Source organism: Peteryoungia wuzhouensis (assembly GCF_003205195.1).
Classification (GTDB): domain Bacteria; phylum Pseudomonadota; class Alphaproteobacteria; order Rhizobiales; family Rhizobiaceae; genus Allorhizobium; species Allorhizobium wuzhouense.
The window spans coordinates 103,505-124,982 of the sequence record NZ_QJRY01000007.1; the positions used below are offsets into that span (position 1 = coordinate 103,505).

Annotated in this window: 27 protein-coding genes; 2 read left to right on the forward strand and 25 right to left on the reverse strand. The window is 60.0% G+C overall.

Annotated features, from left to right (window positions below; genetic code table 11):
• Window positions 1–7: 7 nt before the first annotated feature.
• Together DMY87_RS18055 and DMY87_RS18060 are read right to left on the reverse strand one after the other, a co-directional pair.
• Window positions 8–211: a hypothetical protein gene (locus tag DMY87_RS18055; protein WP_110793050.1), complete on the reverse strand. Its 204-nt coding sequence runs from the start codon at window positions 209–211 to the stop codon at window positions 8–10.
• A gap of 3 nt (window positions 212–214) precedes the next feature.
• The gene (locus tag DMY87_RS18060) at window positions 215–751 is read right to left on the reverse strand and encodes a peptidoglycan recognition protein family protein (RefSeq protein WP_110793051.1); all 537 of its coding nucleotides are present in this window, start codon (window positions 749–751) and stop codon (window positions 215–217) included.
• 94 nt (window positions 752–845) lie between these two features.
• Between DMY87_RS18060 and DMY87_RS18065 the strand changes: the two genes are divergently transcribed.
• Entirely contained in the window at window positions 846–1,832 is a 987-nt protein-coding gene (locus DMY87_RS18065; RefSeq protein ID WP_110793052.1) for an acyltransferase family protein, read from the forward strand.
• Window positions 1,833–1,899: 67 nt separating this feature from the next.
• The gene (locus tag DMY87_RS18070) at window positions 1,900–2,928 is read left to right on the forward strand and encodes an acyltransferase family protein (RefSeq protein ID WP_110793053.1); all 1,029 of its coding nucleotides are present in this window, start codon (window positions 1,900–1,902) and stop codon (window positions 2,926–2,928) included.
• Here DMY87_RS18070 and DMY87_RS18075 read toward each other — a convergent pair.
• The 23 genes from DMY87_RS18075 to DMY87_RS18180 all read right to left on the reverse strand — a co-directional run bounded on the left by DMY87_RS18075 (window position 2,892) and on the right by DMY87_RS18180 (window position 21,309).
• Window positions 2,892–4,118, reverse strand: coding sequence for a hypothetical protein (locus DMY87_RS18075; protein ID WP_133253034.1), 1,227 nt, complete (start codon window positions 4,116–4,118; stop codon window positions 2,892–2,894). The genes DMY87_RS18070 and DMY87_RS18075 overlap by 37 nt on opposite strands.
• A gap of 4 nt (window positions 4,119–4,122) precedes the next feature.
• A complete protein-coding gene (locus DMY87_RS18080) occupies window positions 4,123–5,688 on the reverse strand; it encodes a hypothetical protein (RefSeq protein ID WP_133253035.1) in 1,566 nt (521 codons plus the stop codon).
• A gap of 71 nt (window positions 5,689–5,759) precedes the next feature.
• Window positions 5,760–7,865 carry a phage tail protein gene (locus tag DMY87_RS18085; protein ID WP_245408969.1) on the reverse strand — a complete coding sequence of 702 codons (2,106 nt, stop codon included), beginning with the start codon at window positions 7,863–7,865 and terminating at the stop codon, window positions 5,760–5,762.
• Window positions 7,865–8,269 carry a DUF6950 family protein gene (locus DMY87_RS18090; protein ID WP_165826326.1) on the reverse strand — a complete coding sequence of 135 codons (405 nt, stop codon included), beginning with the start codon at window positions 8,267–8,269 and terminating at the stop codon, window positions 7,865–7,867. Before DMY87_RS18090 ends, DMY87_RS18085 begins: the two co-directional genes overlap by 1 nt.
• On the reverse strand, window positions 8,254–8,820 hold the full coding sequence (locus tag DMY87_RS18095; protein WP_110793056.1) for a hypothetical protein: 567 nt from the start codon (window positions 8,818–8,820) through the stop codon (window positions 8,254–8,256). Before DMY87_RS18095 ends, DMY87_RS18090 begins: the two co-directional genes overlap by 16 nt.
• Window positions 8,820–9,539, reverse strand: a complete 720-nt coding sequence (locus DMY87_RS18100; protein ID WP_110793057.1) for a hypothetical protein — start codon at window positions 9,537–9,539, stop codon at window positions 8,820–8,822. Before DMY87_RS18100 ends, DMY87_RS18095 begins: the two co-directional genes overlap by 1 nt.
• On the reverse strand, window positions 9,530–11,497 hold the full coding sequence (locus tag DMY87_RS18105) for a phage tail length tape measure family protein (protein WP_110793058.1): 1,968 nt from the start codon (window positions 11,495–11,497) through the stop codon (window positions 9,530–9,532). The genes DMY87_RS18100 and DMY87_RS18105 overlap by 10 nt, the downstream gene beginning before the upstream one ends.
• Window positions 11,487–11,651: a hypothetical protein gene (locus DMY87_RS24240; RefSeq protein WP_165826317.1), complete on the reverse strand. Its 165-nt coding sequence runs from the start codon at window positions 11,649–11,651 to the stop codon at window positions 11,487–11,489. Before DMY87_RS24240 ends, DMY87_RS18105 begins: the two co-directional genes overlap by 11 nt.
• Before the next feature lie 2 nt (window positions 11,652–11,653).
• On the reverse strand, window positions 11,654–12,067 hold the full coding sequence (locus DMY87_RS18110; RefSeq protein ID WP_110793059.1) for a gene transfer agent family protein: 414 nt from the start codon (window positions 12,065–12,067) through the stop codon (window positions 11,654–11,656).
• A complete protein-coding gene (locus DMY87_RS18115) occupies window positions 12,067–12,516 on the reverse strand; it encodes a phage tail tube protein (protein ID WP_110793060.1) in 450 nt (149 codons plus the stop codon). The genes DMY87_RS18110 and DMY87_RS18115 overlap by 1 nt, the downstream gene beginning before the upstream one ends.
• 19 nt (window positions 12,517–12,535) lie before the next feature.
• On the reverse strand, window positions 12,536–12,964 hold the full coding sequence (locus tag DMY87_RS18120; RefSeq protein WP_110793061.1) for a DUF3168 domain-containing protein: 429 nt from the start codon (window positions 12,962–12,964) through the stop codon (window positions 12,536–12,538).
• Window positions 12,965–13,390, reverse strand: coding sequence for an HK97-gp10 family putative phage morphogenesis protein (locus tag DMY87_RS18125; protein WP_110793062.1), 426 nt, complete (start codon window positions 13,388–13,390; stop codon window positions 12,965–12,967). It abuts the gene before it with no gap.
• Window positions 13,390–13,740, reverse strand: coding sequence for a head-tail adaptor protein (locus DMY87_RS18130; RefSeq protein ID WP_110793063.1), 351 nt, complete (start codon window positions 13,738–13,740; stop codon window positions 13,390–13,392). Before DMY87_RS18130 ends, DMY87_RS18125 begins: the two co-directional genes overlap by 1 nt.
• Window positions 13,706–13,900 carry a hypothetical protein gene (locus DMY87_RS18135; RefSeq protein WP_110793064.1) on the reverse strand — a complete coding sequence of 65 codons (195 nt, stop codon included), beginning with the start codon at window positions 13,898–13,900 and terminating at the stop codon, window positions 13,706–13,708. Before DMY87_RS18135 ends, DMY87_RS18130 begins: the two co-directional genes overlap by 35 nt.
• A 7-nt stretch (window positions 13,901–13,907) precedes the next feature.
• A complete protein-coding gene (locus DMY87_RS18140; RefSeq protein ID WP_110793065.1) occupies window positions 13,908–14,492 on the reverse strand; it encodes a head-tail connector protein in 585 nt (194 codons plus the stop codon).
• 204 nt (window positions 14,493–14,696) lie between these two features.
• Window positions 14,697–15,068, reverse strand: coding sequence for a phage tail fiber protein (locus tag DMY87_RS18145; RefSeq protein ID WP_110793066.1), 372 nt, complete (start codon window positions 15,066–15,068; stop codon window positions 14,697–14,699).
• Window positions 15,069–15,104: 36 nt separating this feature from the next.
• Complete coding sequence (locus DMY87_RS18150) at window positions 15,105–15,296, reverse strand: hypothetical protein (protein ID WP_110793276.1); 192 nt, start codon at window positions 15,294–15,296, stop codon at window positions 15,105–15,107.
• Window positions 15,297–15,361: 65 nt separating this feature from the next.
• Complete coding sequence (locus DMY87_RS18155) at window positions 15,362–16,585, reverse strand: phage major capsid protein (RefSeq protein ID WP_245408980.1); 1,224 nt, start codon at window positions 16,583–16,585, stop codon at window positions 15,362–15,364.
• 88 nt (window positions 16,586–16,673) lie between these two features.
• A complete protein-coding gene (locus tag DMY87_RS18160; RefSeq protein ID WP_110793068.1) occupies window positions 16,674–17,396 on the reverse strand; it encodes an HK97 family phage prohead protease in 723 nt (240 codons plus the stop codon).
• On the reverse strand, window positions 17,393–18,634 hold the full coding sequence (locus DMY87_RS18165) for a phage portal protein (protein WP_245408970.1): 1,242 nt from the start codon (window positions 18,632–18,634) through the stop codon (window positions 17,393–17,395). The genes DMY87_RS18160 and DMY87_RS18165 overlap by 4 nt, the downstream gene beginning before the upstream one ends.
• Window positions 18,631–20,367: a terminase large subunit gene (locus DMY87_RS18170; protein ID WP_110793069.1), complete on the reverse strand. Its 1,737-nt coding sequence runs from the start codon at window positions 20,365–20,367 to the stop codon at window positions 18,631–18,633. Before DMY87_RS18170 ends, DMY87_RS18165 begins: the two co-directional genes overlap by 4 nt.
• The gene (locus DMY87_RS18175) at window positions 20,364–20,828 is read right to left on the reverse strand and encodes a hypothetical protein (RefSeq protein WP_110793070.1); all 465 of its coding nucleotides are present in this window, start codon (window positions 20,826–20,828) and stop codon (window positions 20,364–20,366) included. The genes DMY87_RS18170 and DMY87_RS18175 overlap by 4 nt, the downstream gene beginning before the upstream one ends.
• Window positions 20,829–20,916: 88 nt before the next feature.
• Entirely contained in the window at window positions 20,917–21,309 is a 393-nt protein-coding gene (locus DMY87_RS18180) for an HNH endonuclease (protein WP_245408971.1), read from the reverse strand.
• Window positions 21,310–21,478: the final 169 nt, after the last annotated feature.

The following is a 21,478-nucleotide window of genomic DNA, read 5'->3' on the forward strand; positions in this document are numbered from 1 at the left end:
GGAAAACTCAGCGCTCCACCGGCGGCTGCGGCTTCACCATGCCGGTCAGCCCATCGCGCACGCCGTTGATCAAAAGCTTGGCGATGGTCAGCCCGGCCACGATCTTCAGCGAGGTCTCTGCGCTGAAAAACGCGGTCCAGTCCACGTCGTGCAGGCCGACGATCAGGATGATCAGCACGTTGATGATGTTGTGCAGGAAATTGGTGTTCATCGGTCAGCCCAACAGTTCAGCGGTGCGCTTGCGGAAGATGTCGCCGCAGGCTTTCGCGCCATTGACGGATGGATCGAAGGCTAGGCGGGCGATATCCCACTTGCCGCGCTGCTTGATCCCAAGGTTCGCCTGCACCTCGGCATGAGACAGGACAGTCGTCGGGCTTGGGGTGATGCTGTAGCGCTCACAGAGAGCCGCAAGGACGACGGGTAGCTTGTCCCATTGCGACTCGGTCATCGGGAACTTGCCAGCGTTGAACGGGCTTTCGACGGCCCCAGCCATGCAGCAGAGAGACACGCCGATTGATCCGGTGTTGCAGTTCAGCGTGTGAGCTGCATACCCCTTCTTCGCCGGGGCCTGGTTGAGGTCGATCGTCGGGATGCCCCGCACCAGAGAAGCGTCACCCTGGATCAGTATGTGATAGTGCGCCTTGTCGAGATCGGACGCCTTGTGAGCGCCTGCAGTCCAATGGACGATGATGCGCTGCATACGCGCAGGCGGCATCCACGCCGCAGAGACTGCCACGGGGCTTTCGGTCATAGCGATATCCTTGTGGTGGATTTTGAGATTGAAGCCGGTTGGGCTGATAAGCACGGGATTGACGCGCTGACTTTGGTGCCCGTAGTTATCCGTGATGATGACAACAATTGACCGCAACCAGGGCCTTCAAGCCGCACGAGGGATCGCCGCGCTTGCGGTGATGTATTACCACTCGCATTTGGCACTGGTTTATTTCGACGAAACGAGCCTGTTGACGGTCGGATACCTCGCAAATCGGGGAGCTTTTGGGGTGGATCTGTTCTTCGCCATCAGCGGCTACATCGTTTGTCTGATAGCGCAGAGACCATCGTTCACTCTGCCGTCCTTCTTTGCAAAGCGCTTTTCCCGGATCTACCCGCTGAGTGCACTGGTGACGGTAGGGATCGCGATCATTGCGCCCATGACTGAATGGAAGCTATTTGATCCCTATTCGTGGATGGATCTCTTCAAGTCGCTTCTACTTCTGCCAACCCCAAAGCCGCTCAATGGCGTGTTGTGGACCCTTCAATATGAGATTTGCTTCTACCTCGTAGCCGGCGCCATCGTGCGGTTCTTTTCTCCAATGTGGCTTTTTGCGTACTGCGCTGCTGCCTCCGCATCTGCCTTGTGGATGCCGGTCGAGAATGTTTGGATCGCCCGGTTCTTCGATGGGCGTTATTCCTCATTCGGGGCCGGCGTTGCAGCATATCTGATCGCATCGCGCGTGCCGGAGTCGAAAATCATTCCCGCGATTGCGACTGCCTTAGGCTTAGCCTTCTTTCATTCCGGGTTTCGACTTGGCATTCCGTATTATCAGGCCGTCACAGCCTTTCTGCTTGTCTTCAGCGCCGTGTCCTGGAACATACGATCGAAGCCGCTGACGATGCTTGGCGACAGCTCGTATGCGCTTTACCTTTTTCACTTCCCGTTCTTCATCTGCCTCAATGGCCTGGTTTGGCAGTTGTCCCCGCCACAATGGACGGGGGAACTGGTCCGGTGGGGCGCAATGGGCATCTGTATTGCAGCGGCTATCGCTTCCTGGAGACTGTTCGAGAAACCGATCAACGATGCAGTTGCCAAGAGTGCGCGGGGCAAGAAATAAGCCTCGGTAGGTCACGGTCGTGTGACGTATGTTGACGTCACGCGTCCAGCAAACGTAATTAGGACAAATGAGCGACAACAGTTCTTCAGATAGCCGCAATCAGGGCCTGCAAGCTGCGCGAGGTATGGCCGCCTTTGCAGTCATGTATTATCACTCGCATCTCGCCCTGGGCTATTTCAACAAGAGCGTTTTGTGGCCGATCAGTTACCTTACGGAGCATGGGGCTTTTGGGGTTGACGTATTCTTCGCCATCAGCGGCTATATTATCTGCCTAGTCTCGCAAAAGCCATCATTCACACTCCCATCTTTCTTCTTGAAGCGGATGGCTCGCATCTATCCATTGAGTACAGCGGTGACACTGGGGATCGTGCTCATAGTCTTCACCATCGACCTGCCGCTCTTCGATCAGTTCACGGGATCGCAGCTGCTCTACTCCATCCTTCTTTTGCCATCAGATCGGTCCCTCAACGCAGTCGCTTGGACGCTACAATACGAGGTCTGCTTTTACATAGTCGGGGGGTTAATCCTGCGTTTCGCGTCACCTGCCGCCCTGCTCGTCTATTGTGTGGCAGCTGCAACATTCGTTTACTGGCAGCCAATCGAAAATACCTGGATCGAACACTTCTTCGGTTCAAGATATGCTTCCTTCGGCGCGGGCGTGGGGGCTTACCTCATCATGATGAAGGCCCGGACAAGGAAACACACGCCTCTCGCGTTGCTTTGTTTCGGCCTCGTAATGCTGCACTTCGGCCCACTGCTGGCGATCCCCTATTCGACATCTATGGCAGCAGGCATACTTGTCTGCAGCGCGGCCGCGTGGCATACACACTCGAAGCCTCTGACCCTTCTGGGTGATAGCTCATACGCCCTGTATCTATTCCACTTCCCGTTCTTCGTCTGTCTCAATGGCCTGGTTTGGCAGTTGTCCCCGCCACAATGGACGGGAGAACTGGTCCGGTGGGGAGCGATGGGCTTCTGCCTCACGGCATCGGTGGCATCTTGGCGGCTGCTTGAGAAGCCGATCAACGATGCAGTCGGTCGCTGCTTGAATCAGCGCCGTCAGGGAGTTGTGAAGGCAACAATGTCGGTCGTGTAGCTCGTCTTGCCGGCCCGGAAATCCCGATACGTATAGTTGGCATCATTTTTCCGGATGTTTTCGAGCTGTATGGCGGCGGTGGCGAATGCATCGGACTGGCAACTGATGACAGCCCCCACATTTGTTCCGCCTGTAGCGCCCTCTACTCTCACATGGCCGTAGGCAGTCTTGACATTAACCTCGATGCCGGTCGCCACTTGCTCAACATGGTAGTTGCGGAACGTCACGTATCCGCTTCCGACGACGCAGCCCTTAGCCGTCGAACCGCCGGCGTATTCCGCCTCAGAACTGCCCTGCGTTACCATGTTTTCAGCATAGATCATGGCGGACGAGTAGTTCAGTACAACTTGTGGGTTCGCCTGTGTCCCTTCCGGAAGCTGGGATGCCCCGAAGTTTGCGGTCTCTAGGTTCTTAACCGTTAAATAGGTTGCTCCACCGTAACCAGCATTTGCGCGGAAGCAGGTACGGCCTCCGGAGTAGATCAAGACGTTATCTACGCCGCCGGTATGCTGTGCAGCTTCCGTATAGACTACATCCACGTCTCTTGCGACGTCAGCGCGGCCCTGCACATCCTTTACGCAAAGGTTCCGGAGACCGCACGAGAAGGAAGCGACCTGGTCTTTTCGACCAATAAAGATGTTATGCACTACGTCGTTCGAGCAGCTGGTGACTATCCCGCTCGACTGTGTCCCGTTGCCTTCAATGTAGACCCCGGCGGGGATGTGGATTTCAGCGGTGGCGTATGTAAAGCCGCGGGGTAGCAGCAGCTCGCCGCCGCGTTCGAACATGAAGTGAACGCTCTCCCACTCGACGGGGCTTTCGATGTAGGCCATTGCAGAGTTAAGTCGAGCGCTATCGTCCTGCAGAAGATAGTCAACTTCCGTGTCATAGACGGACCGTACGCCCCACCACTCGGCATGACAGCGGCCTTTGTCGTGATCGCGGATGAAGGCGCCGATCGATGCGGGGATGGTCTCGTGAGCGACACATACCCCTTGGTATGGGTCGGCAGCCACAAAGGCGGTGAAATCGCCCTCACGCCAGACGAAGATACCCTCTCGACCTGGCAGATCGGGATGATAGCGCTCGGTCAGATAGGCCACCGAACCGGCCGGCAGCTTGGCCATTTCTGTGCGAGTAGATACAACGAAAAAACCGCTGATCATAGATGCGGGTACACGGGTCAGCATTAGATCAGGCCTCCAGCTCTTCTACAATAAGGGTGCAGCGGGACGCGCCGCCGAAGATACGACCGCCAGAGTTGCCGTTAAGGCTAAGGTTACCGCCAGAGGATGAGCCAGCGCGAACGGTGATAGTCTGGTTGGTAGTGACGCCCGGAACCCACTCAACTTCCATATTAAGTTCATGCTCAAAGTCCGCTGTAGGCGCAGTTACATAGCGGGCGCACAACGCATTAGCGGAGGCGCCAGAAAATATGGCGGCGATGATTGCCTTGTTGGCCGAGCTTACCGCACCAACAAGGCAGGCCCTTGCCCTTAGCCGGTTCGTGGTGCTCTTTGGGGTGATGGAAACAGAGAGTATCTCTGTACCCTCACTTGACTGCGGGATTGTATCATCCAGCGGGATTGCTGCTGTGAGCGCCGCGTTCGTGGTGTACTCGGCGTAAGCTCGATCCAGCAGCTTACCGCTGGAAACCCCGAGCAGCGTTTTTACTTGATCAGCCGTTAATTCCTCGATAGAGCCGCCGCCCGCCGTTACCCTGCCGAGCAGCCGCTCCGTCGCGATGTCCTGCGTCTTGGCAAAGGTGACTGCCTCGTTCGCCAACTTCGCCGTGGCGACCGCCCCGTCAGCAATCTTTGCCGTCGAGACTGACCCATCGGACGGTGTTCCAACCGGGATGGCATTACTCACCCGCACTTCATAAGGCACGTCGACTGGGACGGCCATACGGATGAAGGCATTGCCGCCGCTGTAGACCAGGGAATATGCCCCCTGCGTCACGAGCTGACCGACGCCGCCGACCACGACAAACATGTTGTTGACCGAGCCGGGATCGACCAGCAACGGAATATCCGCTTCCACGCCGGTCCCGAGACCACTGGCCGCCATCGCCCAGTTGTTGCGAGCGAAATCGGCATAGGCAGCAGCCTGGTTCTTGAACCCCTCCGCTTCATCGACAACGAGTTCCACCTGTGCCAGCAGGGCCGCACTGGCCTGGTCCGACCGCATGTAGAAGCTGGTTCCGATCTTGACGCCCGAGACAGGCATTCCTCCGATCAGGCCGCCGATGGCCGGAGCATTTCCGGAGGCGGTCTTGATCGTCAGCGCAGGGTCACCGTCGAAAGAGACCATCACCGTCCCGCTGGTGTTCGTCGCCGGCACCACGAATTCCACCAGGGCCACGCCATCACCGAAGGGCAGGCGGGGATTGGTATCCATCGAATAGGCATTGGCCGTGCTGTCGCCGTCATCCGTCGCCGTGACGAACTGGTAGCCGGGAAGGAATGTCGTGATCTGCGACCAGGAGCCGGAACCCGAAGAGCCCGCCTTCACATACATGCCGTTGTTCGCGGAGGTCGCGTCCCCATAGACAACCGCAGCCGTGCCTGCCGAATGCGCCAGGTCGGCGACCAGCAAAGCCTTTGTAGCCTTCCAGACGGCACCGCCGATCTCCCCGGCCGCGGTTCGCCGCTCAAGATTGCCGATGACATTGCGAAGATCGGATTTCTTGACCTTGTGCTCCCCGGACGAAGGAACACCATCCACCTCCCAGTCACGCAGAGCTTCGGCAGCAGTCATTGTCATGTCATATCCTCATGCGAAAGCGCTCCGACGGCAGCCAGAGACAATGAATAGGGATCCAGTGCGTGTTAAGTGACGACGAAGCTGCCGGTCGCCGCTTCGGCGGAAGGAACGCCGGACGCGTTGATCGCGACGAGGAAGCCGTACTTGGTGCCGGCCGTCAGGCCAGTGACGACGCGACCATCCGCGATATTCGGCGGGCCGTATTCCGTGGCCACAAGCATGGCGCCGCTGAAGGTATTGCTGGCGTTGATGTAGATCCGGACTGCCGTATAATTGGCCGAGTTGGGAGCAACCCAGGAGAAGTTTGCCTGCCCTGCCCCGCCCGATGCAGCGGCACCCGTCACGACGCCAGGAGCAATCGGATCGGCCACGGCCGTCACGAGCTGGTAGTCGGTCCAGTTCGAAGGCGTACCTCCGCCCCATGCCCGAAGCCGGACGCGATACTGCTGCCCGTCGACCAGATAGCCTGACCGGACAAAGTTCTCGCCGTCGGCGGCGAAGACGGACTGGACGCCGGTTGACCCGCTGGTGCGTTCATACTCCATTTCGTAGCGCAGCGTGTCGCCGAGATCGTCCCACTCGCCGAAGAGATAGGCGGCTGTAGAACCGCCTGTCACAACCTCGTTGCGAACCTCAACGACAAATCCGGCAGGAACGGAAACACCCCCGCTTTCAATGGGTGGGATGGAAGCCCCCGGCTCACCTTCCTCAGCCGCGGCGTTGAAGGCGTAAAGGTTTGACGGCACGACGATCCCGCTGAAACTGATGCGCATGTTGCGCAGATCCAGAGATACAGTCGATGTGATCTCGATGGTCGCTTCGACCAAGCCGCGTCTGGGGTAGTGCACCTGGACAAAGCGCCGATAGGCGCAGGATTTCGCAGCGCTGTAGTCAGCCGTGATGGTGACGCGCCGCGCATTGGCGCGGATGAAGGTCAGCTTCTGCTTCCGCTGGCAGTGGTTGTGGGACTGGATCGCGACGTTGTCGAGTGTCTTGGTGCGCTCGGTGTCGTCAAACTCAGCATAAGGATCGCCGTAGAGGGCCGCATCCTCAGTATTGTAGCGAGAAGCTGGGTTCTGGTAGCGTCCGCGAACCGCGAGCACCGTAGACGCCAGCCGCTTGTTCTTGTCGACTTCGATTGCGAAGATATCCGCTTCTGTAAGGCGAATATCCGGTGTGACGTATTCACCGGCATGAACGCCGATCAGTCCGTCGCTGCGCTCGTAAACGATCAGCTCGGCCGCCTCGTCAAGCGTCCTGCCCACCTCGACCGGATCATTGTTCGTCCGGAACCACATCCCTCCGTGATAGCGAGGCTCGGTACCGCCGCTGCGATTGGTGACGATCTGGTCGCACACATCGGCCGCATGCATCCACTCAGGCATGTACATGCGCTCGAAGCCGAGCTTGCCGCCAAAGGGCTGGGCCAGGTGATCCAGGCGCATGAGAGCGATGTTTCGAGAGAACTGCCAGCTGTTCGGGTCATTCCAGCGGTGTGAGCCTATGCCGCCGGGCTGCTCGCTGTCCTTGCGGGGATCATAAAGAAGGGCACCGTCACCAACAGCAGAATGTTCAGGCATCTGATTTGGGAAAACCTGCATGTAGTATTTGTCCGGAGGCGTCTGGACACGCATCAGGACTGACGCCAGCCCGTCACCTCGATGATCCAAGGTCCATGCGCCCGGAAATGCGGCGGTGGCGTCGCCATAAGCACTCTCGGCATCCAGGCCCAGCCGGGTTTGAATATTGACGTAATTTGTTCCGCCCTTGCGGAAGTGATCCGGTCCGGAGACGTCTCCGGAGCTGTCGAGGATCACATCCTCGTCATGCAGAAAATGCTGGAAAAACCCGTGGATACGCCGCCCGCTCCAGACGATGATGTGAAAAGCCGTTCCGCCGGACTGCTCAAGGAAGACGTAGTCGCCACCCTTCTTCACCCGCCCATAGACGATCGGCAAAGGCGGCACGTTCTGCTTGAGGTTATAGGAGCCGTCGTCCGGCCTCGGAATCGCAGGCTTCTGGACCAACAGCGACTGCAGCACTCCGGCGCCGTAGGCGAGGCCCCCGTACAGCGCGGCCATGGTGCCGAGATAGATGAGGTTGGATGCAATGACGCTCGTCGTGCCGATTGATGCCACGATCGTCAACGCGATGGATTCAAGGATGCCCACTACAGTCTCCAGATCGCCAGCGGTTTGGCAATGATTCGCTTGAAGCCATCGGGCGCACGCGTGAGCCACCCATGGCCGTCATGGATGACGCCGAACTGACGGGTCACTGTTTTGGCGCTGCCAACGACGCCAAAGTCGCCGGCTCTAGCATCGCTGACCCGCTTGGCACCGATCGAGGCCACACAGGAGTCGATCAGAGCCACGGCCCCACCATGAGCAGACAGAATATCCAGCTGGCCCTGCCCTTCCTCATACATCCCGCGCAAATGGGCAGCACCATCTGGGCGCCCTATCCACTTTGCCCATTCGGCAATGATCAGACAGCAGTCCACTTTGCCACCAGGCGTCCAGGGCTCGGTTTCGTATGCCGTAAGAAATGCGTTCAGCGTCACCAGCTGGGCCATCGGATCATCTTATCTCGCAGACCGGGAACACGCTCGCAGAACCGATCTAGCGCCGCGAACGGATTGAGGCGCTTGCTGCGCTCTTTCTGATCGACATCTGACAACACCTGCCCGTTGTTCAGCACACGCAGCGTGAAGGCGTTGACCACCTCGACAGTGACGATAGACTGGGAAGCCTCTTCCATCGACTGGTCGGCGACCTTCATATTGTCGATCGTGCCTGTGAACTTCACTTCAGGCTCGCCGACAGGCTGCTCAAGATCATTCAGCTCCTGGATCTTGATGACGACAGGTGAGCCGACGACGCTCACCAACTCATCATAGTCCCACACCTGATCGCCGGTGGCCGTGTCGATGTTGATCAGCGAAAGGGTGAGCGTGAACGCCTCGCCGTTGATCGCAGCCTCGATGTTCTGAAGGCTGTCTTCCGCGAACTGGGCTGCACGATAGATATTGCCATCCCCGTCGACGAATGCACCGCCAGAGCCGTCCCAAATTCGCAGTACCGTGTCCGGCAGCGTGATATCGACTAGGATCTTCAGCGCCGCCATCAGACCAGCCCCAGCGCAAGAGCGTTCCAATAGTCAGTCGCCTCAGTGAACCTGATCGATGGATAGGATGTGCGCGAGACAGCCTCTTGCGTCACATCCATTCCGCGATCGTCAGCAAGGCGGCAGAGACATGTCGGCCGATCGAATTCCAGATCAGCATCCGGAGGGATCAGATCACGCACCGTGGGTGAGATCGGGACCTCCCAGATATCGCCGTCGACACTTATAGCCGGCCCCGTTTCGTAGAGCGCGTGATTGTAGGAGAAACGCACCCCAACCAGGTTCTCGGCAGCGTTGATGATCCGCAGACGGATGCTTGTAGCGCCAATCGCCGTTGTCCCCACTGACTTGACCGAGATCGCACCCTGGACGTAGTGCGAGCCGTCGCTGAACGTCGAGCCATCGCTGTGTGTCGTCTCCGGCATCGCCTCGAAGCGGCCCGATTCATACGGAGCGGACAGTCCAGATCTTACAGGAACCGCGATCAAGCCAGAGCGCCCACCAAGCTTCTGTCGCAGTGCCTGCCATGTCTGCCAATGCTCGCGATGCCGGTTGCGCAGGATCACATTCATGTAGTCGATCGACCAGAAGCCAAGATCAGTCCGATAAGAAGGCGTTACGCCGCCAAGCGTGGGCCCACCGCTGCGCGTGAATGGGACCAGGTTGGCAGCGACTTGCTGCGGGCGCAGTACGCAGTGAGGCCAGACAATCACCGCCATTCTGCGCCTGCCTTATCGTTCTGATATCGAGCCATTGTCGGAACGACCCGCTGATTGGCTTGCTGGACTGCAACGTTCACGATCGTCCCGCTTGCCGTCTCAATGCGCTGATCAGCCGTTTCCGCGATCACGGAGCGATCGGCAGCCAGGTTGACGGTGATTGTTTCAGCACCGCCGCGCATCTTTCCGCCACGAGGAATGACGACCTCACCACGCTGGAGGATGGCAGGGATTTCGCCAGGCTTGAGGCCGGCGACGCCGCCTGAGTGATAGCGCTTTGCGCCACTGAAGACAGAAGGCGAAACAGCACGACCATGACCATAGCCATCCCTGCCGGCAACGCCCCCGGAATGCAGAATGCCAGGGATGATGAAACCACCGAGCAGGCCGCCACGACCGCCGCCGCCAATCCCACCAAAGATGTTTTTGATGAAGCTGTCTAAAGCACCGTCGACCAGCTTGCTCAGCACCCGGTCCAATGCGTTTGCAAGAATATCCGCGCCGGACTTGCCAGCGCGAAGGTCGGAGATAATCCCACCCAGAACATCCTTGGCGACGTTCTGCAGCTCCTGCATGGCGTCTTTGTTTGCCTTCAGCGCCTCGCGCTCGGCATAAGTTGCCTCGACGAGCTGCTCGATCTTGGCACGCTGCTCATCCGTCGCGGCGGCACCCGCTCGGCGCAACGCGTTTGCAACTTCGCGCTCGACATCAGTCGAACCAAGAATGCTCTGCTCGAACTCCAGCTGCTCGATCAGATCGGCAACAGCCTTCTTCTCACGCTCGGCATCGCTGATCGCCTTAGACCGCCCACCGCCACCACGGGCCTTGGGAAGCCCGGTCAACTCGATCAGTGGGCGCGACTCCGGCGTCGGCCCGTTTTCGGGCGTCATGAAGCCAGCGTTCTGGATATTCCCGTCAGCACTGCGATCGACGCCGGCATAGGTGCCGCGCGTCGGATAGAGCGCAGTCGTCGCCGCGCCGCTTGCTGCGTTCAGCTGCTGGACACTGCCAGCAGCCGAGAGTGCAGACGCCGACAGCTGGTCGAACATGGACCGGAATGCATCGAGTGCCGGGATGCCAGTGCTGTTGATGGCGGCCGCCAACGCATCCTGGACGCGCTGGACGTCCTCGACGCTCAGTGATCCGTCATTGGCAGCCGCCGCGAAGTCATTGAAGGCGTCCTGGAGACCGAGAACGACATCCGTCTCTTCGCCAGCTGCCTGCAGTTGGCTGATCAGGTCGCTGAGTTCAACCCCAACGCTCGCAATCTCGGAGCGGGTGGCCTCGAGCGTGCCGGCATTTACGATCGACACACCTTCGCGGAGGTCCGCAAGCTTTTGCGTCCGCTCGAGCTCGTCGGCGTATTCCCGTAGCGCCGGAACGGCATCGCCCCAGTCCCGCGCGAGCTGCTGGATTAACTGACCCTGCTTTTTCAGGGTCTCGGCTGTTTTCTCCCCATCCGACAGCAGGCTCGTGAAATACTGAACGGCCGAGCCGCCCAGTGCGATGATCCCGATCGTCGCCAGCGAGACCGGATTGAGCAGCGATGTGAAGGCACCAGCGAGAGCCGACACGGCACCGCGAGCACCGACACCGCTTCCGAGCGCCTGCGTGATCTGGCTGCCCTGCTGGAGGGCGATCAGGAATGGCGACTGCCCGCCGGCAAGCTGAACACCGATATCGTTCAGCTGCGCCGCAAGGTTCCCTGTCTGGACGGTGGAAGCCTTCATAGCCTCCTGGTACCGCCGGCCGCTATTCCCAGCAGCATTGAACGCCTTGTTGCTGTTTGCAGCCAAGCCAGCAAATGCACCGGAAGCAGCCTTGTCGATGCCGCCAAAGGCTTCCTCGATCGCCTTTGTGTCGCGCTGTGTCTGCCCGACAAGTCCCTTCAGCTGACGCTGGATCTGGCGGACGTCGGCGCTGATGCTCAGCACCAGCTGTTCATTATCAGTCGCCATCAGAGTTCCCGTTGAGCCAGGTCCAGAGTTCGTCCTTCTCGGACTCGCTCAGTTTCTTGTCGCCTTCCGGATCGTTGGCCTGGATGAAGCCATCGAGGGCGGCGAGGTATTCGAAGATTGACAGGCCCATCACCTCCTGCGGTGACAGCCCCATCGCTATTCCGTTTCCGATGATGGCGGCAAATCGGAATTTTCCGTTGGGGAGCGGTCGCTCCCCTCCTCCGGACTTGCCGCCTCCGATTTTTTTCCGACTTCCTCCTCCGGCGTGCCGACCACACCGGCACCGAGGACGCGCTGAGCGACGACGAGACTTTCCAGCGGCGGGCGGCTCATCACCTCGGATGAGACGAGGTTAAGCGCCGTCTTCGTATCGACGCCCCCACCGATCAGGCCCCACTTGATGACCTCCGAGATGTCCTCAAGCTTCCAGCGCCCGGTCAGCAGGCGGTCAAGGACCACGTAAGGCCCGGCGTCGCACGCCTCCTGGATCTTCATCAGCTCCCGCCATGCGAGGCGGAAGAAGGTCAGTTGCCCGTTGAACGGGACCTCGCAGGATCCGTCTCGGCTCATCAGGGCGTTGCCGGCGTCACAGTACGCGCCATCTCGCCATCAGACTGCATCGACACATTGAGCGTCGCGCGGCCAGCATTGGCGGCCCCAGCCTCGAGGCTTTCAATGTGCATGAAGCCCGTCCAGGTGATGGTCTTCGTCGGGAATTCCCATTCAACCTTGGCCGGCACGGATTCGATGCTTTCGAAGCCATCGAGCCAGGTCTCGACGCTCTGCTCGGCCAGCACACCTTCGCCGCTGATCGACATCGAGAGCGAGGTCGCGTCACGGCCAAGCCAGTCGATCTTGTCCGGATCGTCGCAGTCGGGGATGTTGACTTCCTCCAGCCCCTTGTTCAGCGTGATCGAACGCTGCGTGAAACCGCACGGCGCGGTGTAGACGATGGGATCGGCATCGTCGCCGAGAAGGACGCGGAACTTCCCGCCCTTGATGGTGGTCGCCTTGGCCATAGTTGCCTCCTGATGGCAGTTAAGGTTGCTCCGCGAAGCCTTCGAAGGTCATCACGGCATGTGAGGTGAGCCCGTCCGGATCGCGAAGGAACCGCGTCTGCCGGTGGCGGAAGTCGACAAGTGCGTTTGTCGGCAAAGCCAGATCCGCCGACTTTATGGCCTTGCGAACCTCGTCACTGATACGCTTGGACTCCGGATAGCCGTTCGCGCGCGACCAGATGTCGATATCGAGCGAGATTTCGAAGCCGTCGATGCAATCCGCATCGTCACTGGTTTCGTCTCCCTCGCCGACGGTGATGTAAGGCCACCCAGCGCCGGTCTCAGCTATGCGCTTCTCTTCAGCAGGGACGGAATCATAGACCCGGCCATTGACGGTTGCTGACAACCCTGCCCATGCCTTCAGGCGCGCAACGATCGCGCCCTGCAGTTCCAGAGACGGTGAAGCCATTTACTTGCTCTTCGCTTTCTTGATGGCCTTGCGCACGGCTGCCGCCATGTTTCGACGGACCCGCTTCCGCTCCTGACGCCAGGTCGGGAAGATGTGTGGCCGCTTCGCCATCTTGACGGTCCCGAATTCCAGAAACCGCCAGATGAAGTCGGCAAACACGCCGGTCGCGTTCGGATCCTTGGTATTGCTGTTCGAGGCGCCGCCCCCCAGCGCGCGCTCTTTCGGCCGATCAGCGAGACGAGCCGCCTGAATGCTGGCCTGATATGCGCCAGTGCGCGGCCCAGGCGCGCGCGGCTTGATCTTGTTTGCGACCGACTGAGCCCCTTCGAGCTGCGCCTTGGCGAGCTCTTTTTCGGCCTCCGGCACCACCTGGTTAAGCAGCCGAGTGACCTTCTCGCGACCGAGCATTTTTGCCTTGATAGCCATCAGGCAGCGACCCCCGTCTGGACTTCAAGATAGACCCATCTGGCGTCGCTGATCGCGTCAACGATCTTCACCGCGAAGGCGTTGCCGGTTGCCTTGTCCCGCATGCGCCAGTCAGTCGCGATCTGTCGCGTTTCGCTCGACGAGCGTACATAGACACCAAATGTGTTGCGGCCTTCGAGCCGGGCGGCCTGGACAGCCTCGGAACCGCCACGCGAACGAAAAGCGGCCCAGACTTCGAACCGCTCGGAGAAACCGCCCTCCGTATTGCCGTAACCGTCGTCGAGCTCGACGCGAGCATCGAAGAAAACGCGGCGATCAAGCTCCTGCGCGGTCGGAAACTTCGTTGCCATCGTGCTCGTCTTTCTGCCTGGTGATGTCGACGGCCTTGCCGGCTTCTATGGCGCGCCGACCGCAATCGCGCTTCACTGTCTTCACCATCCCGGCGAGGTAAGCCACGGTAACCTGAGGCACCGGCTTGTAGTCGTAATCCTGGGTGAATCGGACGCGCATATGAGTGTCAGACCGTATGCAGCCGATACTTCGAAGCGAGATCGCGCTCGATGCGGTCGAGCATTGCGGAATTCTCGCGGGCTGCCTCGTCGACATGCTTCTGCACGAAGAGGATGATCGCCGTCTTGATGTCAGCGGGCACAGTTGAGACGTCATCCTCCCCGAGCGGCCATCCGGCCTTGTATTCGATCGAAACTGCGGCCTCTTCATAGAGGTCCGAAGGCGTCGAGAAGTCATTGATGAAGCGGACAAAGAACCGGCCACCCGCATCCTGCTTCAGGGCGTAGTTGCTGTCATCGACCGTCGACTCGCTGCCAGCGGCGTTCCGGTAGGTCACCGACACAATCTCTGTGACCGGACCAACCGGCAGAGGCATGCGCTGCTCGAAGCGATCGAAGTCCTGCCGCCAGGTCTGTTCGACGAGGCTGATGCCCAGAACTCCGCTCCATCCTTCATAGTGAGCGACGGCGCTGCGAATGAGCCGATCGAGATCGGCATCGAGATCGGAGCCGTCGACACGGAGGGCAAGCTTCACGTCGTCGACCAGGACAGGCAGGACTGTGGCCGCAGTGACCAAGACAGGACGATGCATCGGATCAGACCACCATATTCAGGATTGCTGCCCAGATGAGGGCAGAGAACGCCGCGGCAAAGGCCAGGGCTATAAATCGCGCTGTCGGCATGGATTGCCACCCACGGAACCGGATTAACCACAACTCGAAGCTGTTCACACCGAGAGTCACGCGTGGGGTAGAAACGGCAAGCGCCCCGCGATGCTGGACACATCCGGAGCGCTCTAGGGTCCGGACATGATCACGGGAGAGCCACTGTTTGCCTGAACGACGGGGAAGCTGAGCCGGATGTTGCCCCTTGCAATCGACTGGCGACGCCCCGGAATCAGCGAGTTGAGCTCCGGCTGCCTCACATTCCAGGCCATAAGGCGATTGCCGGCGGTGAGCGCGTCAAAGACTGCAAGGGCATTGTAGCGCGACCAGCTCGCGCCGGTGATGGCCGGAAATAGCAGAGCCGCATCATTGGTCACTTCACCTGCGCCGGACGCAACAAAGCTGATGGGCTGCCGAGCATAGCCCGAGCCGGATAACTCAGTGAACGCAAATGTCGTCGGATTGAGCGACCCGAGCGCTAGAAATGCAGACAGGACGGACATGCTGATAGCTCCAGTGAGCGGGATGAGGTGATTGGATCAGCGGGCCTTGTTGCGCACCGGCGGCTCCGCCTTGTTGCTGGCAAGCTTCTCCGCCTTCGCGCCCTCGCTCTCGACGAGAACGCCGCTCTTTACGAGGTGCGCGACGTCGGCGGGCTTGGCCTTCCGGTCATCGCCCGGCAAGTACATCTTGTCGCCAAGGTGCTGGCGAAGGACTTTGTAGGTCTTCATGACGGTCTCCATCGGTTCATAGAGAGGGCAGCGAGGTGCCGCCCTCCTTGATGAGCCGATCTCGATCAGGCAACGCGACCAAAGTCGCCGTAGATGAAGGCTTCCGGACGGTAGACAGCGAGCGCCAGGCGTTCTTCTGCCAGGATCGTGACGAGGTTCTTGGTGAAGTCGTCATTGACGAAGCCGGTTTCGACGCGGGCATCCCAACGGTCGAATACCTGCGCACCGAGCTGGAACGCTCCGACGAGAACCTTGTCGATCGTCATCGCCTGGGTGGCGACCACCGGCAGACCCCAGAGGGTCGGTGCAATGCCGCCCTGCGGATTGCCGATGATGTAGCGGCCGGTCGTGTCCTTCAGGGTCTCGATCCATGCCCAATCGCTCGGATGCATGACCGTGCCGGTCGACGGATACTCGGCAAGAGCCGCCTGCAGGTGCATGAGGCGGATCATGTCGATGCTGGTTGGCGAGGACAGCGTGATCGGCGCCGAGTAGGCAGTCGCCTGCGGGATGATGCCGGCAAGGTTCTGGCCCGTACCGTCACCGTTCAGGAGCTGCGCCTCCTCGACGTAGGCCAGACCGTAGAGCAGGCGCTGGTCGATGATCGAGCGGAGCTGCGAAACGTCTGAGAGGACCTGCTTGGATGCCTTCATCCAGTGCGCAATGACCTTGGCCGACGTGGTGACAAGGTCGAGCTTCATGTCGGACGAAGGCTTAGCAGCACCTTCAGCCACCGGCGCCGCGTTGTTCACGAAGCCGGTTTCCTTGACGTATTCCAGCGCATTGCCATCCATGCGGCCCTGCGACAGCAGGTCACGCACAGTCAGGCGGCGCTGCGGAAGCGGCAGGATGCCCGGCAGGCGTGTCGGCGCGATCGCGTCACCGACCGAGCCGGCAGCATCGGTCGTCAGCGAGGTCAGGGTCGCCTTGATGCGGACATCGATCTTGCCGGAGCTCGGCTCGCTGCCAAGGAACGACTTCACGCGCTCGTCGCTGGTGAAGAGTTCACCGGCAGACTTACGCTCGGAATCATCACCGCCGCCGACGCGATCGAATTTCTGCTGAAGTTCGGCGACCTGCTCATTCAGGCCGTTCATCTTGATGAGCGCTTCGTCGGCCTTTTCCTTGAGGGTGGTCGACAGTTCCTCACCGCTCTTCGCCTTGCCAAGCGCTTCCTCCGCGATCGCCTTCACGGCGTCGAGTGCGGAATCGAACTTCTGCTTGACCTGCTGGGCCAGCGCTTCCGGGTTCGGGTGACCGCCGCCATCGCGCAGATAGCGGCCAGCCATGCGTTCGTTGGCGGTCATAGCGCCAAGGATGCCGGCGGATGCCAGCATATTGATTCTCTTCTTCATGATGTGCCTCGTTGGGAAGGGGTTAATCGCGCAGCAGTGCCTGCAAGAACGCGACGCCAGTATCCGCTTCGGCAGGTTCCCCCTGCCCCTTCAGGTGGAGACGCGCGGCACGCTCCGCCTGCGAGTTCGAGAAGCCCAATCCCTTGAGCCAGCCCTCGAACTCCCGCTCTGTCAGCCGGTCCCCGGCCTTCAGTTTTTCTGTCAGTTGCTGAAACTGCTTGGCAGCCTTCACGCTGGAAACCGTGGCGCGATCGTTCGCGCCTTCGGAGACGATGGAAACCTCGCGAAGATCGAGCTTCTCAAGGGTCCAGACGCCTGTATCCGTATCGACCGAATAGGCCTTGATGCGGTAGCCGATCGAAAGACCATCGATGTCGCCGTTCTTCAGGTGCGAATATGCCTCGCGCGCCTGCTGGACATCGAGATTGAGCTTGCCGACCAGGAACAGGCCGTTCGCGTCTTCCTTGGCTTCCAGCCATTTGCCGATCGGCTTGGTGCGATCGTGCTGCCAGTACATCTTTGGCATGGTGCCGGCAGCCGCGTGAGCCGCCAGCGATTCACCGAAAGCGCCAGGCGCGATCACGTCGCCATAGCTGTCAGGCTCGCCCCCGAAGGTCGACCCATAGCCGGAAAACTCACCGCTTTCCTTGAGCGTATCGGCCTTGATCTCGATGCACGGGCCCGACTTGATCTCGTCGCCGTGTGCGTCGGATTTCAGGAGGTTTGCCAGAAGCAACTTGCTCATGCCGATGATCCTTGCTGCGCGATGAGGCGGCGCATGGCCTCCTCGTCGATTTCCGTAATGGGCATGTTCTGCATCTGCATGCGCGGCACGTCGCCACCGTCTACAGGAGGCAGGTTTTCGAGCGCGCGCACTTCATTGATGGTCATGGCGCCGATCTGTGTCATCTGCTGGTAGAACCGGGCGCGGCCTGCGCTGTCGCCGCGCAACAGGCCTTCCAGGTTGAATTCGATCGTGATCCGGTTGGCGCGATCGTTCGGCGTGAGCAGCTGCTTTTCGAGGGCCTGCTCGATGCGCTTCAGACGGCGACGCAGCGTGAACTTCTGGAAGCCGAGGGTCTGTTGCTCGAGGCCAGTGCCCCAGCTGGTCGTCTTCTCCGTATGGCCGATCATGAAGGGCGGCGTGCCAAAGAAGCGGCAGATTTCCTCGATCGAGAACCCGCGTGATTGAAGAAGCTGCGCATCATCAGGCGAGATCGTCAGTTGCTCCCACTTAGTGCCACCTTCGAGGATCAGCGGGCGCCCGGCGTTCATGGCGCCGAGGAATTTCTCGTTGAGCTTATCCTCTGCGACCTGGCGCTGCTCAGGAGAAAGCCACTTCTCGAATGTCAGGACGCCGGACGGGCGCAGACCGTGCCGAAAGGTGGAACCGGCAGAGCGATCAACGGCACGGGCAAGGCTGAAAGCGTGCCGCCCGAAATGCAACGTCGACATCCCACCCAGAGGATTGCCCCCAAAGCCTCTGATGTGAAGCATCGTCTTGTCCGTCTCGACGAAGGACTTCCCATCCTCGGTCCAGCGGTACTCGATGGTGCCAGATGAGAGGCGCCGGACGGACACCAGATTTGGCGCAATCGGATGCAGGCTGGCGATATCGGAGCCGCTGCGCGAGATCCGGGCATACGCGTTGCCCCAAAGCTCGATCGATGCGCTCACGAATTCCCAGAAATCGACCGCCGTCTGATCGTAATTCGGGCTGTCATGCAGCACACGATAGAGCTTGTGTTCCCGAGCAACAGTGCGCCGTCCCTGATTGTCGGTGCGGTAGACGACGAGCGGCAAGCTCGCGATGGTCCCGGCGATCAGGTTGACGCAGGCCCAGACCGCGGACAGCGACAGCACAGTGTCATCCGTCACGACCTCGCCGGCATCGCCGCGCATGCTGTTCGAAATCCAGCCATCGGGCTCGCGGACGTCCAGCCGGCGAACGATAGCGCTCTTGATCCTGTCGAGAACCTTCACGCCGCACCTGCCAGACTTTTGAAATAGTCGTCCATGCCATCGGCTCCGCGGGCAACAGGGTTTCGAGACATGATCGAGACAGCGTTGAAGCCAGAGATGACAGGGTCGATCTTGGCCTTGCCTGCCGCCTTCTTGGTGATGATGACGGCGTTGCCAGCCTGCTCAGCCTTGGCGTTGCCGACGCACCAATTCAGCATTGGCGAGTTATGGTGTTTGAGCGTGCCGTCTTTCAGCTTGCGTTCAGCAGCCCAGATGGCATGCGACAGGCGGTAGCCCTGGCTCACAGCAACAAGCGCCTCAGTCGGAATGCCGCGACCGGTGATTTCATCGACGAGGGCGCCGACAGACTGAGGATCGAGGCCGATCCCGCCAGCTTCAGGCAGAAGACCCGTATCCCAAAGCCGCTCGAACAGGTCAGCCAATTCCTCGATGTCCTGCGACGGGTCTTCGCAGATGACCAGGTCGCCGTCCTTCGCGAAGTCGCGAAACCGTTCGGCAATCTGCGGCCTCAGGCGGAGCACGTCGTCCTGCACCCAGGCCTTTGACCACCACAGCCATTCTTTTGTCTCAGCAACGCGGCCGAGCACCGTCGCGCCCAGAAGGTCGTCAAGGCCACCACCGTCGACACCGCCGACAAGGACGTCGCAAACCTCGATCAGGTAATCGAGCGTGATCCGCTGATCAGCGGCCTGCGGCCAGTAGTCTGCGCCGCGCCACCTGCCTCCATGCAGGGCAAGCCCGACCTGAACGTTCAGGTGCTGAGAGGCCCAAAGCTGGATCGCCTCATCACCCTTCAAGCGTTCCGCCTCATAGTCGGCGATCATCATCTCCAGATGAAGTGACCGCCCGAGGTTCGGCATGACGAGAGGCCAGTTGCGGGGATCTTCCCACGGCTTCTTGTCGTCTATCTGCATCTCTTCCGGAAACTCGTAGAGGATCGGAAGCGTCCTGACATGCGACGTGATCTTTCCGTCACGAACGCCGCGCGCATATTCGAGCTCGGCCTTAAAGGCCCCGGCCGGTTCCTCGTCGCTCTGCGTTGTGATCATCACCAGCAGGCCATCACGCCGGCGCACCAGGGCGCCTCGGATCTGGCGAATGACGCGGGACGCATACGAGATCGACCCCATCAGATGCATCTCGTCGAGCAACACGATGATCGGCTTTGAGCCAGTCATGACCTTCATGTCGAAGGTCTTGATCTTCACAAAAGCCTTGGTCACCCGATCGCGGATGATCTTGACGTGGTCCCGCACGTGGAACCGTTTCTGCAGATAGCCTTCCTCGTCCTCTTCGATCATCCCGACGACCTGCTGAAACGCTGTGTCGGCGATCTCCTGCGTTGGACCCACGAACAGGATTTCGGCGCGAGGCACCTTGTTCGCCAGCAGAAGCGTCAGGATCAGACCACCGCTATAGGTCGTCTTCGAGTTCTTCTTGCCGACCAGGGCGAAAATCTCGCTGATCGACCGAGATCCATCATCGGCGACCGAGCCGAAGATCGCCCTGACAATGTCCTTGAACCACGGCCCGCAGGCCTCGCCCAGCGTTGGCTTGTCGTCGATGTCAGGGACACGGAGCTTCTCGAAGATCCGCAGCCCCTGCTCTGCCTTCATCTGGTCAATCGGAAGATCAGCGAAAGGCGGCTTTCCAGCTTGAAGCCTCTCGAACCAGTCAGGGCAGGCAAAGCTCCAGCTGGGCCGCAGGTCGTTCGGATCGACTGCAAGGCTCATTGCAGAACATCGCCCCAGCTGCTGGATCGGAGGCCGTTATGCGCATCGCTTTCAAGCTGCGCCTTCTTGCCGAGCGTTTCCTTCTTCGGTTCTCTCGGCACCTTCGGTTCAGACTTGCGCGGCTGCTGAAGACTGGTGTGCTCCAGTATCTTCATCTGCCGCGCGATCGCGCCGGACTTGCCCTGGCGCATCTGCGAGTAGTTCACCATCAGCGTTTCCGCTTCGACGATATCCTTGCCGACTTCCAGCTCACGGGAAAAATGTTTGCGCAAAGTCTTCTCATCGCACTGCAGAACCGCTGCGATCCGCTCATGCGTCCAGCCGCTGGCGCGGAGAACTGATACAAGCTGCTGATTCTCCGGGCTTTTCTTGTAGCTCTTCCGGCCACGCGGATCCCGAAGGGCTTGCACTGGCTGCCCGAACAGGTCGACGGCAATGTCGCTGGTTGCTTGGGCACTCATTTTTCGGACTCGTCAGGAAAAAAAGGTCTGCGTGAGAGGGGCGCGGGTGGGGAAGCTGAAGGCCCCCAGACTTTGACCCACCCCCCCTTCAGCGGAGGGCGCGCTCCTGCCTCTGCTTCTCGCCGTCGTGGTAGGCTTTGCTCACCGTCTCGATGTTGTCCGGATCCCAGAACAACCGCTCGTCGCCTCGATGTGGGATCTTATGGTCGGCGACCGGACTATTCCCCGCTGGATATCGCCCGATGCAGAGCTGTCCTGTTTTCTGGCAGATGAACTTGTCGCGGACCCAGACCTCACGTCGAAGCTTCTTCCAACGTTCAGTGCCATACCAGCTGCGCCAATCGACCGTCTTGTCACGCTCTTTCAGTCTGGCTTTCTCATCACCAGGCGCACGCCCGATGCGAGGTGCAAGCCTACCGATACGAGGCGACATCGTCTTGAGCTTGCCCATACCCCTTAGACACAACAAAGCCCGGCTCATCACCGGGCTCCTCATCTCGCATCAGGTCATAGCTTGCGCACTGGCCTTGAGTCGATGTCCGCGTTTGGGACTGTCAAGGCTGGGGCCAACCGGTGTACCACCTCGGGATTTCTCCCCGCTTTCTACAGCGTTCTCAGAGGCTCACTAGCAGGATCATTGGCTTGTCCAT